15 protein-coding genes and 1 tRNA gene are annotated in these 13,631 nt (G+C 64.1%); 10 read left to right on the top strand and 6 right to left on the bottom strand.

Annotated elements, in window-relative coordinates:
* Positions 1-19: 19 nt before the first annotated feature.
* Positions 20-1,456, bottom strand: coding sequence for an efflux RND transporter periplasmic adaptor subunit (locus AC04SI_RS09355; RefSeq protein WP_404281395.1), 1,437 nt, complete (start codon positions 1,454-1,456; stop codon positions 20-22).
* Between the two features lie 427 nt (positions 1,457-1,883).
* Between AC04SI_RS09355 and AC04SI_RS09350 the strand changes: the two genes are divergently transcribed.
* A complete protein-coding gene (locus AC04SI_RS09350) occupies positions 1,884-2,420 on the top strand; it encodes a MarR family winged helix-turn-helix transcriptional regulator (RefSeq protein WP_404281396.1) in 537 nt (178 codons plus the stop codon).
* Here AC04SI_RS09350 and AC04SI_RS09345 read toward each other — a convergent pair.
* Positions 2,384-2,620, bottom strand: coding sequence for a DUF1127 domain-containing protein (locus tag AC04SI_RS09345; protein ID WP_404281397.1), 237 nt, complete (start codon positions 2,618-2,620; stop codon positions 2,384-2,386). The two genes, AC04SI_RS09350 and AC04SI_RS09345, sit on opposite strands and share 37 nt — an antisense overlap.
* A 182-nt stretch (positions 2,621-2,802) precedes the next feature.
* A complete protein-coding gene (locus AC04SI_RS09340; protein ID WP_404281398.1) occupies positions 2,803-3,696 on the bottom strand; it encodes a LysR family transcriptional regulator in 894 nt (297 codons plus the stop codon).
* 103 nt (positions 3,697-3,799) lie between these two features.
* Between AC04SI_RS09340 and AC04SI_RS09335 the strand changes: the two genes are divergently transcribed.
* From AC04SI_RS09335 to AC04SI_RS09325, 3 genes are all read left to right on the top strand, one after another.
* Positions 3,800-4,195 (top strand): (R)-mandelonitrile lyase, encoded by a 396-nt coding sequence (locus tag AC04SI_RS09335; protein WP_404281399.1) that lies wholly within the window; start codon positions 3,800-3,802, stop codon positions 4,193-4,195.
* A 62-nt stretch (positions 4,196-4,257) separates the two neighbouring features.
* On the top strand, positions 4,258-5,241 hold the full coding sequence (locus tag AC04SI_RS09330) for an aldo/keto reductase (protein ID WP_404281400.1): 984 nt from the start codon (positions 4,258-4,260) through the stop codon (positions 5,239-5,241).
* Positions 5,238-6,458, top strand: a complete 1,221-nt coding sequence (locus AC04SI_RS09325) for a multidrug effflux MFS transporter (RefSeq protein WP_404281401.1) — start codon at positions 5,238-5,240, stop codon at positions 6,456-6,458. Before AC04SI_RS09330 ends, AC04SI_RS09325 begins: the two co-directional genes overlap by 4 nt.
* 245 nt (positions 6,459-6,703) lie before the next feature.
* On the opposite strand, the gene AC04SI_RS09320 is transcribed toward AC04SI_RS09325, so the two are convergent.
* Positions 6,704-6,793, bottom strand: a tRNA-Ser gene (locus AC04SI_RS09320).
* A gap of 361 nt (positions 6,794-7,154) precedes the next feature.
* Here AC04SI_RS09320 and AC04SI_RS09315 point away from each other — a divergent pair.
* From AC04SI_RS09315 to AC04SI_RS09300, 4 genes are all read left to right on the top strand, one after another.
* Positions 7,155-7,856, top strand: a complete 702-nt coding sequence (locus AC04SI_RS09315; RefSeq protein WP_488474148.1) for a hypothetical protein — start codon at positions 7,155-7,157, stop codon at positions 7,854-7,856.
* A gap of 111 nt (positions 7,857-7,967) precedes the next feature.
* A complete protein-coding gene (locus AC04SI_RS09310) occupies positions 7,968-8,288 on the top strand; it encodes a hypothetical protein (protein ID WP_404276430.1) in 321 nt (106 codons plus the stop codon).
* A 314-nt stretch (positions 8,289-8,602) separates the two neighbouring features.
* On the top strand, positions 8,603-9,592 hold the full coding sequence (locus AC04SI_RS09305) for a BMP family lipoprotein (protein WP_192177750.1): 990 nt from the start codon (positions 8,603-8,605) through the stop codon (positions 9,590-9,592).
* Between the two features lie 96 nt (positions 9,593-9,688).
* A complete protein-coding gene (locus tag AC04SI_RS09300) occupies positions 9,689-10,150 on the top strand; it encodes a GNAT family N-acetyltransferase (RefSeq protein ID WP_404276428.1) in 462 nt (153 codons plus the stop codon).
* On the opposite strand, the gene AC04SI_RS09295 is transcribed toward AC04SI_RS09300, so the two are convergent.
* Positions 10,145-10,549 (bottom strand): hypothetical protein, encoded by a 405-nt coding sequence (locus tag AC04SI_RS09295; protein WP_404276426.1) that lies wholly within the window; start codon positions 10,547-10,549, stop codon positions 10,145-10,147. The genes AC04SI_RS09300 and AC04SI_RS09295 overlap by 6 nt on opposite strands.
* A 16-nt stretch (positions 10,550-10,565) precedes the next feature.
* Positions 10,566-10,772 carry a SlyX family protein gene (locus AC04SI_RS09290; RefSeq protein ID WP_193364566.1) on the bottom strand — a complete coding sequence of 69 codons (207 nt, stop codon included), beginning with the start codon at positions 10,770-10,772 and terminating at the stop codon, positions 10,566-10,568.
* A 190-nt stretch (positions 10,773-10,962) separates the two neighbouring features.
* Between AC04SI_RS09290 and AC04SI_RS09285 the strand changes: the two genes are divergently transcribed.
* Both AC04SI_RS09285 and AC04SI_RS09280 read left to right on the top strand, forming a co-directional pair.
* Entirely contained in the window at positions 10,963-12,495 is a 1,533-nt protein-coding gene (locus tag AC04SI_RS09285; RefSeq protein WP_404276424.1) for an ABC transporter ATP-binding protein, read from the top strand.
* Positions 12,492-13,631, top strand: a complete 1,140-nt coding sequence (locus AC04SI_RS09280) for an ABC transporter permease (protein ID WP_488474147.1) — start codon at positions 12,492-12,494, stop codon at positions 13,629-13,631. Before AC04SI_RS09285 ends, AC04SI_RS09280 begins: the two co-directional genes overlap by 4 nt.

The following is a 13,631-nucleotide window of genomic DNA, read 5'->3' as shown; positions in this document are numbered from 1 at the left end:
CGGGCCAGCATCCCGATCCTCATCCATTGTCGCCGCCCGCACCGCCCGAACCGCCTGTGCCGGTGCCGCCGCCCGCGCCGCTTTTCCGGTGGCGGTGGTGGCGCTGCTGGGCGCCTGGGGCATTGGTGGCTGCAGGAGGCGCGCCTTGCATCGGCGGCTGGCCAGCGGTTGGCGCCGCCGGTGCCTGCCCGGCAACTGGTGCCTGGCCCGCAGCCGGCGCCGTCGCTGATGGGGCGATCGCCGGGGTGGCGGCATCCGGGACCGTGACCTTTGCGCCGTCCTTCAGCCGGTCGACTCCGTCGACGACCACCTTGTCGCCGAGCGAGAGCCCGGACAGAACTTGCGTGGCAGTGGCATCTCCGGGCCCGGTGGCGATCGGCCGGACGGAAACCGTATCGTCGGCGCCGACCACATAGACGAAGGTTCCAGGCGCGCCATGCTGGATCGCCGCGTTCGGCACCACCATGACATTGCTCAGCGTGCGCACCAGCAGGTGGGCATTTACGAACTGGTTCGGGAACAGCGCCCCATCTGCGTTGGCCAAGATGGCGCGCATCTTCACCGTGCCTGTCGTCGGGTCGATCTGGTTGTCGACCGTCTGCAAGGTGCCCGAGGCGATCTGCTGAACATCATCGCGGTCGAACAGCGTCACCGGCAGCGTCGCGCCGTTTCGCATCTCATCGGTCACCGCTGAAAGGCTATCCTCCGGCAGCGAGAACATCACCGAGATCGGCTGCATCTGCGTGATCACCACGATGCCGTTGGCGTCGCCCGGCGTGACGTAGTTGCCGGTATCGACCTGGCGCAGGCCGAGGCGGCCGTCAGCGGGGGCGACGATATGGCTATTGGAGATGTTGAGCTGGACGGCCTCGATCTGCGCCTGGTCGGAAGCGACGGTGCCCTCATCGGCCTCGACGGTGGCGCGCTGAAGGTCGACGGCCTGGATGGTGATGGCGTTCGTTGTCAGCTTTTCGTCGCGGTTCAGATCCAGTCGCGCATCATCGAGCAACGCCTGGTCGTGCTTGAGCTGGCCGGTGAGCTGATGCAGCGAGGCGACGAAGTTGCGGTCGTCGATCTGGGCCAGGAAGTCGCCTTTCCTGACCATCTGTCCTTCGCTCAGCGCGATCTGGGTGATCTGGCCGCTGACCTGCGGCCGCACGGTTACGGTGGACAGCGAGGTCACCGTGCCAAGCGCGTCGAAGACGATGGGAATGCTGCCTGTGGCAACGGGAGCGACCGCCACCGGCTGTGGAGTGAGCCGGTTGCGGCCGGAACGGCCGCCGCGATCTTCATCGGCTGCCTGCTGCGGTCGCGAAAACGGATGCAGCCAAACGGCAAGCCCACCGGCGGCGGCCAGTATTAGGAGCAGAACGATCCAGCCGCGCCGGCGGGGCTTTATGCGCTGCGTTGCCTGTTCGCTCTGGGAGAGGAGCCGATTGCCGACGTCATCGTCCACGACGGTTTTGCTCCGTGGAAGGCGCGACATTCGCGAGTGTGGCGGCGAAGAAGCACAGCGCCACTTCTGTCCCGCGAACCGTATCCGGCCGGGCACGAGCCCATAGAGGCAGCAAGCACCCTGTCAGAGACGGCCTCATTGAATTCCTGCTCGCAATCCTATGGGCTCCGCGCCACCCGCAGGAAACCGTACGCTCTCGAATTTTACTACGCAATTGCGTACTAAATTAAATTCCCGTAAGGTATTGGCCTTCGCCGCCCGGCCGCATGGCGCACTTTTGCTGCAGCCTTTCTCCTGGTGCTGAGGACCACATGCGCAAGTGCGCAGCTGCCTGCGGGAGACGCTGACCTTGGTGCGACACCTGCTGGCCGATGGTGGCAAGGTGGCACTCGCACGCGCCAACGCGAAAAGGAGCGGGAGGCATCGCATGGACCGGCACGACGATCCGACGGGGATGCTGGAAACAGCAGATGTTGTCAGGCGCAGCGTTCTTGGGCTGGGACGACAATTGCGGTTGATGCGGTCTAGCCATGGCGTCAGCGCGGCCAAGCTCGGCCTGCTGCGGCGGCTGGAGCGGATCGGTGGGTCGATGACGGCGTCCGATCTCGCTTCCCTGGAACGCCTGCAGCCTCAGTCGCTCACAAGGCTCATCGCCGACCTCGACGAACGCGGACTGATCCGGCGCACGCAGGACCAGATCGACCGGCGCCAGTTCCTGATCGAAATCACCAAGGACGGGCACGATCTGCTGGCGCGCGACGCCGACCGCCAGAACGCCTGGCTATCGGAAAGCATGAACAAGGTCCTGACCCCCTCCGAAAGGGAGATCCTGCGCGTTGCGGCCCTGCTACTCGACCAGTTGGTCGAAGCCGGGGTCGAACCGCCGGCTGACGCGGCGTCACAAGATACCGGGAGGGAGCGGGTCCTTCAGGCATCGAACCTCTCGCCATGGGAAAGGGCGTAGCGCACGGAGGTGTAACGGTCGATGTCCGAGCGGCTGATGCCGAGATCCTTGAGCATATGGTCCGGCATTTCATGCAGCGCGGCGCGATCGCTGCGCATCTTCATGGCATGATAGGCTAGGCCCAGAGCGCGGCCGGCAAAGCCGAGGATGTCGAGCTTCCTCCGGCCGGTTTCGTAACTTCCATGATCCATCGTCGTCATTGTCGTCTCCATCCTTGGCGACGCGACCATTCGCGCCGTCGATGGAAGGACAATGAAGGACGACCGAGGGGCCGAGCGTTGGAGCCCGCGTCGGAACCGGCGTGGAATTGGTGGCATTTCGATTGAAGCTCGGTCGAGATGTTGCAGGTGTCAACGTGCGCTCGACGCCTGAGTAGCGCGCCTCAAGCACTGCGCCGAAGCGCCTCCACGAACAGATTGAAGGCTGGCGAGGACTGCCGCCGGTTCGGGTAGTAGAGGTGGTAACCCTGGCAAAGCGGGCACCAATCCGCGAGTACCTCCCGCATGCGTCCGTCGGCGATGTAGGGCCGAGCCAGGTCCTCGGGGACGTAGGCCAGGCCGTGGCCGTCCAGCACCGCCTCGATGATCGGCAGCACGCTGTTGAAAGTCAGCTGGCCTTCGACCCGCGCATTGAGCTTGCGCCCGTCCTTCTCGAACTCCCAGGCATAGATGCCGCCTGCAGTTGGCAGGCGCATGTTGATGCAAGAATGGTTGGTGAGGTCCTGCGGCGTCTCTGGCGGCGACCGGCGTTCGAAATAGGCAGGCGAACCAACCACGCTGAAGCGCCAGTCGGGCCCGATGCGCACAGCAATCATGTCCTTGCTCAACGCTTCGCCGAGCCGCACTCCGGCGTCGAAGCGCTGCTCCACAATGTTGGTCATGCCATTGTCGACGGCGATTTCCACCTGGATGTCGGGGTATTCGCGCAGGAACGTGGCCAGCACCGGCCGGAAGATCGAACTGATCACATAGTCGCTGCAGGCGATGCGAATGGTCCCCGCCGGGCGTTCGGCGAGATCGCTGAGGCCGGCGATCCCCGCCTCCATTGCTTCCAGCAGCGGCCCCACAGAGCGCACTAGGCGCTCACCAGCCTCGGTCGGCGATACGTCACGGGTGGTGCGCGACAGCAGCCGAATCTTCAGCCGCTCCTCGAACCCCTTGATCGAATGGCTCAGCGCGGATGCAGTCACACCCAGCTTGCCGGCGGCCTTGGTGAAGCTGCGCTCTCTGGCGACGGCGAGGAAGGCGACCATCTCGTGGATGTTGTCTCTCGGCATTGATGAGTTTAGCTCACAGCTACATCAAGATTGAACTATCTAATCGATGGAGTGCGCTGCGTATAGGTTTGTCCTCATCAAACTGCACGAGAGGGACATAGCCATGGACATCGTCCGCGCCGGCTCACGGCCATCCGCCAAAGGCCCCACCGACTGGTTTACCGGGCCGGTCCGCATTGACCCGCTGCTCGCCAAGCAGAACGCCGAACGAGTCCAGGGCGCCACCGTCACCTTCGAGCCGGCCGCCCGCACCGCCTGGCATACCCATCCGCTCGGGCAGACGCTCATCGTCCTCGCCGGGGTCGGCCGCTGCCAGCGTTTAGGTGGGCCGATCGAGGAAATCCGGCCCGGCGATGTAGTCTGGTTCGAGCCGGGCGAAAAGCACTGGCACGGCGCGGCCCCGACGGTGGGCATGACCCACATCGCGCTGCAGGAGGCGGAGGACGGCAAAGTCGTGGACTGGCTCGAGAAGGTCAGCGACCAGCAATACGGCGCGTGAAAGGAATTTCGACCATGCAAGGAACAGTGCTCTACGGCCCCGGCGATATCTAGGAGGACAGCATGAAAAAACGCAGACTCGGGCAGGGCCTCGAGGTCTCGGCGCTCTCACTGGGCGCCATGGGCTACGGCAAGACCCGCGACATCCCGGACCGGGCGGAAATGATAGACCTGCTGCGCGAGGCGGTCGACCTCGGCATGGACTTCTTCGACACGGCTGAAACCTACGGCCCCTGGACCAACGAGGAGATGATCGGCGAGGCCTTTGCAGACATCCGCGACAAGGTCACCCTCGCGACCAAGTTCGGCTGGGACATCGACCAGGATACCGGCGAGCATCGCGGCGGCGTCAACAGCAAGCCAGCCCAGATTCGCCGCGCCGTCGAAGGAAGTCTAAAGCGACTGCGCACCGACCATATCGACCTCTACTATCAGCACCGGGTTGATCCCGATGTGCCGATGGAAGACGTCGCCGGCACGGTCAAGGACCTCGTCGCCGAGGGCAAGGTGCGCTTCTTCGGCCTTTCGGAAGCCGGCGCCAAGTCGATTCGCCGCGCACATGCCGTACATCCCGTAGCGGCGCTGCAGAGCGAATATTCGCTCTGGACCCGCGAGCCCGAAGTCGAGATCCTGCTTACGCTTGAGGATTTGGGGATTGGCCTTGTCCCGTTCAGCCCGCTGGGCAAGGGCTTCCTTACCGGCACGATCGATGCCTCGACCCAATTCGCCGGCAACGATTTGCGCAACCGCATTCCCCGATTCGCCGAGGAGGCCCGCGAGGCCAACCTGGCGCTAGTCGCTCTCATCCGCCGCATCGGTGAGCGGCACGGCGCCACACCCGCCCAGGTGGCGCTCGCTTGGCTGCTGGCGCAGAAGCCGTGGATCGTGCCACTGTTCGGCACCCGCACGCTCGCGCGCTTCGAGGAGAATATCGGGGCGCTTAACATACAGCTCAGCCAAGCCGACCTGATCGAGATCGGGGCGGCCGGTTACCGCGTCGAAGGGGAGCGCTATCCGGAAGACCTCATGAAGCGATCGGGCCTGTGAGCGTAGGCACCACCTCCGAGCCCGGCGGCTTCCGCCTGCTGTTCATCCTTGCGGTGCTGCTCGGCTTCGCGTCGATCTCGACCGACCTGTTCTTGCCTGCGCTGCCCACCATGCAGGTGGCGCTCGCCACCACCGAGGGCACGCTGCAGTTTGCCATCTCCGGATACCTGCTGGGTTTCGGCTTCGGGCAATTGTTCTGGGGGCCGGTCAGCGACCGTTTCGGCAGGCGCGGACCGGTGGCACTCGGCCTCGTCGTCTTCGTCATCGGCTCGGCCGGCTGTGCCTTGGCGACGGATGGCTGGCAGCTTATCGGCTGGCGCGTCGTGCAGGCCCTCGGCGCCAGCGCCGGCGTCGCTCTGGCGCGAGCCATGGTACGCGATCTCTACGACCGGGACCGCGCCGCCAAAGTGCTGTCCACCCTGATGACCGTGATGGCGATCGCGCCGCTGCTGGGACCGAGCATGGGCGCGCAGATCCTCGCCGCAGCATCATGGCAAGCCATCTTCTGGACGCTGGTCGCGATCGGCATTGCCACCGCGGTAGCCATCCTGACGGTGCCGGAAACACTGCCGGCCGAGAAGCGACATCCAGACACGTTCTGGCAGGCTGTCGGAGGTTACGGTTCGGTCCTGCGCAACCGAGTGCTGGTCAGCTATGCGGCCGCAGTTGGGTTCTTCTATGTCGGGGTGTTCGCCAACATCGCCGGCGGCGCCTTTGCCTACATCGCCTATCATGGTCTCAGCCCCGAGCTTTACGGGCTGATATTCTCGTCGGGCGTACTGGGGCTGATGGCCGCCAACTTCGTCAATGCGCGCCTCGTCATTCGCCTTGGCAGCGATCGGATGCTCTTTGCTGGAGCGTTGGGAGCGGCCGTTTTCGGCACTGCACTGGCCATCGTCACGACAACAGGCATTGGCGGCGTTGCCGGGCTCATCGTTACACAGTTTCTGTTTACGGCAATGAACGGGCTAATCCTTGCCAACGCGGTAGCTGGGGCGCTTTCAAGCGTACAGCAACGTGCCGGCGCGGCGTCAGCAGTGGTAGGCGCCATCCAGTATGGCAGCGGCATGGTCGGTTCGGCACTGGTCGGGCTCTTCGCCAACGGAACGCCGGCGCCGATGGGCATCGTCATGGCTTTGGCGGGCATAGGCTGCTTTGCCAGCATTGTGATGGCGCGGCGGACTGCCCAAGTTATCACAGTAACTCGCAAAGGGTAACGGCTTGAGACATGGCGGCCGATGCGCGCCCTGCAGGGGTCGCGGGCCGGCGCAAAATTCCGATTGCGAAGGACCTCCGCCGGTGGAACGCGTGCCCGATCTGGTCTGAGGACCGAATTCATCACGGCATGGTGCGATATCGAATTTCTGGCAGTTTGTTGCACAGATGAGAAATGTTTCAGCCTGCAGGCACTGACCGAAGTCAGTTAAGTCATCGAAATAAAAAGACTATTAGGAATATTGAATGGCGGAGAGAGCGGGATTCGAACCCGCGTTACGGTCTCCCGTAAACACACTTTCCAGGCGTGCGCCTTCAACCACTCGGCCACCTCTCCGTCCTTGCATGGCGCGCCGGCCGGTCTTGCCGCGCGGGTTGGGGACATGCATTCCCTTGGGGGCGGAACCTCCGCGTCGTGGGCGCCGTCAACCGCGGGCAACCCTTCCCCGCACCTGAAGCCGTCGAAGCAACAGGCGCGGGGCTCATCTAGTCGATCCCGCGGCGAATGCCAAGCCATAATGGCGCTTCGCCGGCTTTGCCGCGCACGGATCGTCGGCGATGCCGCCGGCGCGGTGCTTTTCGGCACGGCGGCGGGCGAATGATGTGCACAGGCAGTGCGGCACAGCCTGTCGTTGCTTGACTTCGCCAGCCGTCCCCTGTCGAGTGGATACGAGGCTTTGCGGGGGCATTGTCGGCACATGACGTCCATCAACCAGGAGCCGGCCAGGCGGCCGGACAGCGGCCTGTCCTACGTGCCGGTGGCGTGGCTTTGCATCACAATGGCGCTTTCGGCCTATGGCCTGGTCTCGTCATGGCGGGTGATCGGCGGCCACGACCTGCCGGACAGCGTCGCCTACTTCGTCTACAGCGGTCTCGCCGGCGGTATCGTGACCATTCTATGGGGTCTCTATCTGCTCGGCCTTGCCTTCAACCGCTCGGCGCGCTTTCCGCGTCATTTCATCATCTGGCAAGTCGCCACCATCGTTTGGCTGGCGGCGAGGCTGGCCTATGTGCTGCTCGCGCCGGATTTCGGCTTTTCAGCGCAAGGGCTTGTCTTCAGCCTGGGCGAAATCGCCATCGGCGTGCTCTGCATCTATCTTTTGCGCCGCGGCTCGGGCTCCGAGACGGTCTATGCCAAGCCGGAAACCGAAAGCCCGTCGGTTCTGGTTTCGGTCGTTGCCGCTTTGCTCGGCATCCTCCTCGGCGCTGTGCTCGGCGCCGGCGTCGGATTTGCCGCCGGCTCGCTGATCGCCGAAATCACCGACATGAGCTGCTTCGAAGGCGCCTGCGGCTATTTCGCCGTTTTCATCGGCCTGGCCGGGCTGGTTGTCGGCGCCATCGCCGGCGGGCTGTTTGCCGTCTGGCGTGTGAACCGGCGAAGGGCCAGGCCGGTCGCGTAATTTCAAATTCGCGTGTCGCGATTGCCGTCCGGGCAGGCGCGTTCTATCTCTCTGACGGGAAGGACGTAACCGGGCCCAAGGGGCCAGGGAAATCCTGGGGAGGAAGTCTGGATGTTCCGTTTCATCTTTCGTCTCGCGGCGATGGTCGCGCTTTCGATTTCCGTCATCATGGCGGTGGTCGATGCGACGCGCTCGGTGGCGGCCTCGGCGCTTGTCATGACGCCGCTCAACGCAAGCTGGCTGGCGGTCTCCCCCGACACCCGCGCTGCCTTCGAAATCTACGTGCGCGACAAGGCCAGCCCGCTGCTGTGGGACGGCGCCATCGCCTTTGTGCTCGGCCAGCCCGGCTTTGCCGTGTTCGCGGTGCTGGCCTTCCTGCTCTATGCCGTCGGCTACCGGCGGCAGCGGCGCAATGAATTCGCCGCGACCTGACCGAAGCAGACCACCGGCAACATCTGGGCAAGAATCCTTGCGGTTGATGCGGCCTCAAGGGCGCGGGGCATCGACTGCGTCGTGCCGGCCACCATCTCTGCCCAGGACCTCCAAGAACGGAATGAGGCACGCCGCAGCCCGCCCGCGGCATGCTTTTCCAAAAGGTCAAAATTCCGCGTGAATTTTGTTTCGGGCCGTGCCAGATTGGCCCGGAGCGGGAGGGGAGTACACTCCTGCCTGACGTCGCGTGCCTGCCGGAGAACCGGGCAGGACGCGGTGTACAACGGAAAAATAACCGACAGGGTGTGGATCACATGAAACGTATCGTTCTCGGCCTCCTGGCCGCAACCGTAATGGTTCTTCCGGCCTTCGCCGCCGATATCCAGCCAGCCATTCTCTATGATCTTGGCGGCAAGTTCGACAAATCCTTCAACGAGGCGTCCTACAACGGCGCTGAAAAATTCAAGACCGAGACCGGCATTGCCTATGTCGAATTCGAGGTCTCCAACGCCACCCAGCGCGAGCAGGCGTTGCGCCGCTTCGCCGAGGACGGCCGCAATCCGATCGTCATGGCGGGCTTCTCCTGGGCTGACGCGCTGGACAAGATCGCCACCGAATTCCCCGACACCAAGTTCGCCATCATCGACATGGTCGTCGACAAGCCCAATGTCCGCTCCGTCGTCTACAAGGAGCAGGAAGGCTCCTACCTGGTCGGCGTGATGGCGGCGATGGCCTCGAAGTCCAAGAAGGTCGGCTTCATCGGCGGCATGGACATTCCGCTGATCCGCAAGTTCGGCTGCGGCTATGTCGGCGGCGCCAAGTCGGCAGGGGCGACCGACGTCATCCAGAACATGACGGGTGACACGCCCGCCGCCTGGAACGATCCGGCCAAGGGCGGCGAGATCGCCAAGACGCAGATCGACCAGGGCGCGGACGTGATCTACGCCGCGGCCGGCGGCACCGGCGTCGGCGTGCTGCAGGCAGCGGCCGATTCCGGCAAGCTCGGCATCGGCGTCGATTCCAACCAGAACGGCCTGCAGCCCGGCAAGGTGCTGACCTCGATGGTCAAGCGCGTCGACGTCGCCGTCTACAACACCTTCATGGACGCCAAGAACGACAAGTTCACCGGCGGCATCAACGACCTCGGCCTCAAGGAAGGCGGCGTCGACTACGCCATGGACGACAACAACAAGGCGCTTGTCGACGACGCGATGAAGACGGCCGTCGAGAAGGCAAAGGCCGACATCATCGCCGGCACCGTCAAGGTGCACGACTACATGTCGGATAACGCCTGCCCGTATTGATCGGCCAATCTCAGTTTGCAAACCGCCGGGCATCGTCCCGGCGGTTTTGTTTTGACTGGACTGGTCGACCGAGCAGCGTCAGCCACGGGAGAGACGATGCGGCCGATAATCGAACTCATGGAAGCTCGCTATGTTGAGGTTCTTGCACGGATGCGCCTTGCCGCCTTCTTCGAGGGGACGGGAAGGATGCTCGGGGAAGACATCGCCGACCTCAACAGGCTTTCGGCAGGAGACAGCTTCCAAGCCGCTTTCGTGGCTCGTGAGGGTGATGTCGCGATCGGGACCTGTCTGCTGGTCCGCAACGAACTGGAACCGGCGCATGAATTGACGCCCTGGCTTGCCGGGCTTGTCGTCGATGCCGGGCATCGCGGCCGCGGGATCGGCACGGCGCTGGTCGGCGCGGTCGAGGCGCGTGCCGCGTCGCTCGGCGTCGATGTGCTCTATCTCTACACCTGGGAAGCGCGCGATTTCTACGCCAGGCTTGGCTGGGCTGCGGTCGAGACGTTCGAACAGGACAGCGGGCCGATGCAGTTGATGTCGCGCAAGCTCCGCCTATAGCTGTCCGGCCAGATAGCCGAGCGCGAAGGCTGTGGCCAAGGCAATGGCGATGACGGTTCCGCGCCGCCGGCCGCGGGAATGCACGCCAACGCCATAGGCTGGGCGCTCCAGTCTGTGGATCACGACGGGCGGCTTGGCTTCAGCCTCGCCAAGGGCGGCCAGCCGCATCTGCGGCAGGTCAGCGATGCGCTGCGAGACCAGTTTCCAGCGATTGTCGGACGCTCCGTCCACTGGTGCCGCGTCGTCGAAGACGCGCATCCGTTCGGCGAGCCGCAGCACCGTGTCGCGAAAAGCAGGGTCGATCTCCAGGTCGCGCTCGGCGCGTTGGCGGTCCCTGTCGTTCATCAGGCCAAGCACATAATCGCCGGCGCGGGCAATGCGGTCGCTTTCACTGGCCATGACACTTGCTCCTCCCTCACCAGTGCGGCGGCTTGGTCACCGGCACGTCGGGCGCGGACTGCTCCTCCAATGCCAGGAACCGGTCGGTCAGCGCGTCGAGCTTGCGCTGCATGCGCTCGATCACCTTCCACTGCTCGGCGATCTGGCCGGACAGTTCCTCGATCGTCTTTTCCTGCTCGGCGGCGCGGATTTCCAGCGTCGTCAGCCGGTCGGCAGGCATGATCATTCAAAACCCCGGTCCGTTGCGCGGCTCCCAGGCCGCGTGTCCATATTAGCGAATGTGAAGGTCTCGGGCACGTTCGAAATTGACAAGCGCGCGGGGATTTGTCGAGAGTGGACAGCACTCCGCCAATTGGCACGGGCGGGGTGTCATGCTAGGCGTTTTGACCAAGCGATAAAAATAAGAGTGGGACATGGCGCAAGCCGCAATCGAGCTGATCGGCATCAACAAGAGTTTTGGCGCCGTGCGCGCCAATCGCGACATCAATCTGGAAATCGTTCGCGGCACCATCCACGGCATCGTCGGCGAGAACGGCGCCGGCAAGTCGACGCTGATGTCGATCCTCTATGGTTTCTACCAGGCCGACAGCGGCGAGATCCGCGTCGGCGGCCAGCCGGCATCGATCAAGACGCCCAATGACGCGATCGCGCTGGGCATCGGCATGGTGCACCAGCACTTCATGCTGGTCGATAATTTCTCGGTGCTGGAAAATGTCATTCTCGGTGCTGAAAGCGACGCGCTGTTGAAGAAGAGCATTGCCAAGGCGCGTTCCGAGCTGGAGCGGCTCGAGCGCGAATACGGGCTCGAGGTCGATCCCGACGCGATCATCGAGGAATTGCCGGTCGGCCTGCAGCAGCGCGTCGAGATCCTCAAGGCGCTCTATCGCGGCGCCGAGATCCTGATCCTAGACGAGCCGACGGGCGTGTTGACGCCGGCCGAGGCCGACCACCTGTTCCGCATCCTCAAGCAATTGAAGGAACAGGGAAAAACGGTGGTGCTGATCACCCACAAATTGCGTGAGATCATGGCCATCACCGACACGGTCTCGGTGATGCGCCAGGGTACAATGGTGGCAACCAGGGAAACCAAGAAGACGACGGTCGAGGAACTGGCCGAGCTGATGGTCGGGCGGCGTGTGCTGCTGAGGGTCGAGAAAGGCGAGGCGGAAGCCGGTGGCGTCAAGCTCGCGGTCAAGAACCTGACGGTGAAGGATTCCCGCGGCGTCACCATGGTCGACGACGTTTCCTTCGACCTGCGCGCCGGCGAGATCGTCGGCATCGCGGGTGTCGCCGGCAACGGCCAGTCCGAACTGCTCGAGGCGATATCCGGCATCAGGCACGCCGTCTCCGGCTCGGTCATGCTCGACGGCAAGCCGATCGACCTTACCGGCAAGGCAGATCCGGGCGAGCTGCGCGACCGCGGCCTCGCCCATGTGCCGGAGGACCGCCATCATGTCGGCCTGGTATTGGCCTTCGAGGAGAACGAGAATTCGATCCTCGGCTATCACGACGACCCTCGCTACCTGAAGGGGCCGCTGCTCGACATCGACGCCATCCGCAACGATGCCAAGGACAAGATCACCAAATACGACATCCGCCCGGCGGACTGCCGGCTCAAGACCGCCAATTTCTCCGGCGGCAATCAGCAGAAGATCGTGCTGGCGCGGGAGATGGAACAGGATCCGGGCGTGCTGATCGTCGGCCAGCCGACGCGCGGCGTCGATGTCGGCGCCATCGAGTTCATCCATAAGCGCCTGATCGCCATGCGCGACCAGGGCAAGGCTGTGCTGGTGGTGTCGGTCGAGCTCGATGAGATCCGCTCGCTCTCCGACCGCATCCTGGTGATGTTCGCCGGCCGCATCGTCGGCGAGCGCGGCCCCGAGGCGACGGAGGGCGAACTCGGCCTGCTGATGGCCGGTGTCGAGCAGCGGGAGGCCGCGGAATGAGCACGCCTTACGCCAAGCTGCCAGCCTGGGCCGACTACGGCCTGATCCCGGTGATCAATCTGTTCGTCGCCTTCGTCGTCGCCGGCTTCGTGGTGCTTCTGGTCGGAGAAAATCCGTTCCGCGCCGCGGTCATCCTGGTCGAAGGCGCCTTCGGCAGGGGCACGGGCATTGCGTTCACGCTTTTCTACGCCACCACCTTCATCTTCAGCGGGCTTTCGGTGGCGGTTGCGGCGCATTGCGGCCTGTTCAACATCGGTGGCGAGGGTCAAGGCTACATTGCAGGGCTCGGCATTGGTGTCGTTTGCCTGGCCTTCGACAGCGTGCTGCCGTGGTGGCTGACCTTCCCGCTGGCGATCATTGCATCCGCGGCGATGGGGGCGCTGTGGGCGCTGGTCCCGGCCTATCTGCAGGCCAAGCGCGGCTCGCACATCGTCATCACCACCATCATGTTCAACTTCATCGCCGCCAGCGTCATGGTCTATGCACTTGTCGGCTTCCTGAAGCCGGCCATTTCGATGGCGCCGCAGACGCGCACCTTCCTCGACGGCGCGCAACTGCCGAAGCTCAACTGGGTCATCGAACTGTTCGGCGCCAAGATCCGCTCGGCCCCGCTCAACATCAGCTTCCTGCTGGCGCTGGTCATGGCCTATCTGGTCTGGCTGCTGATCTGGCGCACCAAGCTCGGCTACGAGATGCGCACCTACGGCCACAGCCCGAAGGCGGCACGCTATGCCGGCATTTCGGAGATCCGCATCGTCATCGTCGCCATGATGATCTCGGGCGCACTGGCCGGCATGATGGCGCTCAACCCGACGATGGGCGACCAGCACAATGTCGCGCTCGATTTCGTCTCCGGCGCCGGTTTCGTCGGCATCGCGGTGGCGCTGATGGGACGCCTGCACCCGGTCGGCATCGTTCTGGCGGCGATCCTGTTCGGCATGCTCTACCAGGGCGGCGCCGAGCTCGCCTTCGAGATGCCGGCGATTTCCCGCGACATGATCGTCATCATCCAGGGCCTGGTCATCCTGTTCGCTGGCGCGCTCGAACACATGTTCCGGCCTTACATCCAGGCGCTGTTCGCTTCGATCAGCCCGAAAGCGGTCGGCATCGAAGCGGTCAAGGGGAAGGGCGCCTGA

The organism is Mesorhizobium sp. CNPSo 4689, from assembly GCF_057784325.1.
This window is presented reverse-complemented; position numbering and strand designations above follow the sequence as displayed.

Coding starts and splice junctions, on each gene's coding strand:
- AC04SI_RS09295 (WP_404276426.1), bottom strand. CDS start 10,549: ATGGCCAGTGAAAGCGACCGCATTGCCCGCGCCGGCGATTATGTGCTT.
- AC04SI_RS09300 (WP_404276428.1), top strand. CDS start 9,689: ATGCGGCCGATAATCGAACTCATGGAAGCTCGCTATGTTGAGGTTCTT.
- AC04SI_RS09345 (WP_404281397.1), bottom strand. CDS start 2,620: ATGACGACGATGGATCATGGAAGTTACGAAACCGGCCGGAGGAAGCTC.
- AC04SI_RS09310 (WP_404276430.1), top strand. CDS start 7,968: ATGTTCCGTTTCATCTTTCGTCTCGCGGCGATGGTCGCGCTTTCGATT.
- AC04SI_RS09285 (WP_404276424.1), top strand. CDS start 10,963: ATGGCGCAAGCCGCAATCGAGCTGATCGGCATCAACAAGAGTTTTGGC.
- AC04SI_RS09330 (WP_404281400.1), top strand. CDS start 4,258: ATGAAAAAACGCAGACTCGGGCAGGGCCTCGAGGTCTCGGCGCTCTCA.
- AC04SI_RS09340 (WP_404281398.1), bottom strand. CDS start 3,696: ATGCCGAGAGACAACATCCACGAGATGGTCGCCTTCCTCGCCGTCGCC.
- AC04SI_RS09305 (WP_192177750.1), top strand. CDS start 8,603: ATGAAACGTATCGTTCTCGGCCTCCTGGCCGCAACCGTAATGGTTCTT.
- AC04SI_RS09350 (WP_404281396.1), top strand. CDS start 1,884: ATGGACCGGCACGACGATCCGACGGGGATGCTGGAAACAGCAGATGTT.
- AC04SI_RS09280 (WP_488474147.1), top strand. CDS start 12,492: ATGAGCACGCCTTACGCCAAGCTGCCAGCCTGGGCCGACTACGGCCTG.
- AC04SI_RS09335 (WP_404281399.1), top strand. CDS start 3,800: ATGGACATCGTCCGCGCCGGCTCACGGCCATCCGCCAAAGGCCCCACC.
- AC04SI_RS09315 (WP_488474148.1), top strand. CDS start 7,155: ATGACGTCCATCAACCAGGAGCCGGCCAGGCGGCCGGACAGCGGCCTG.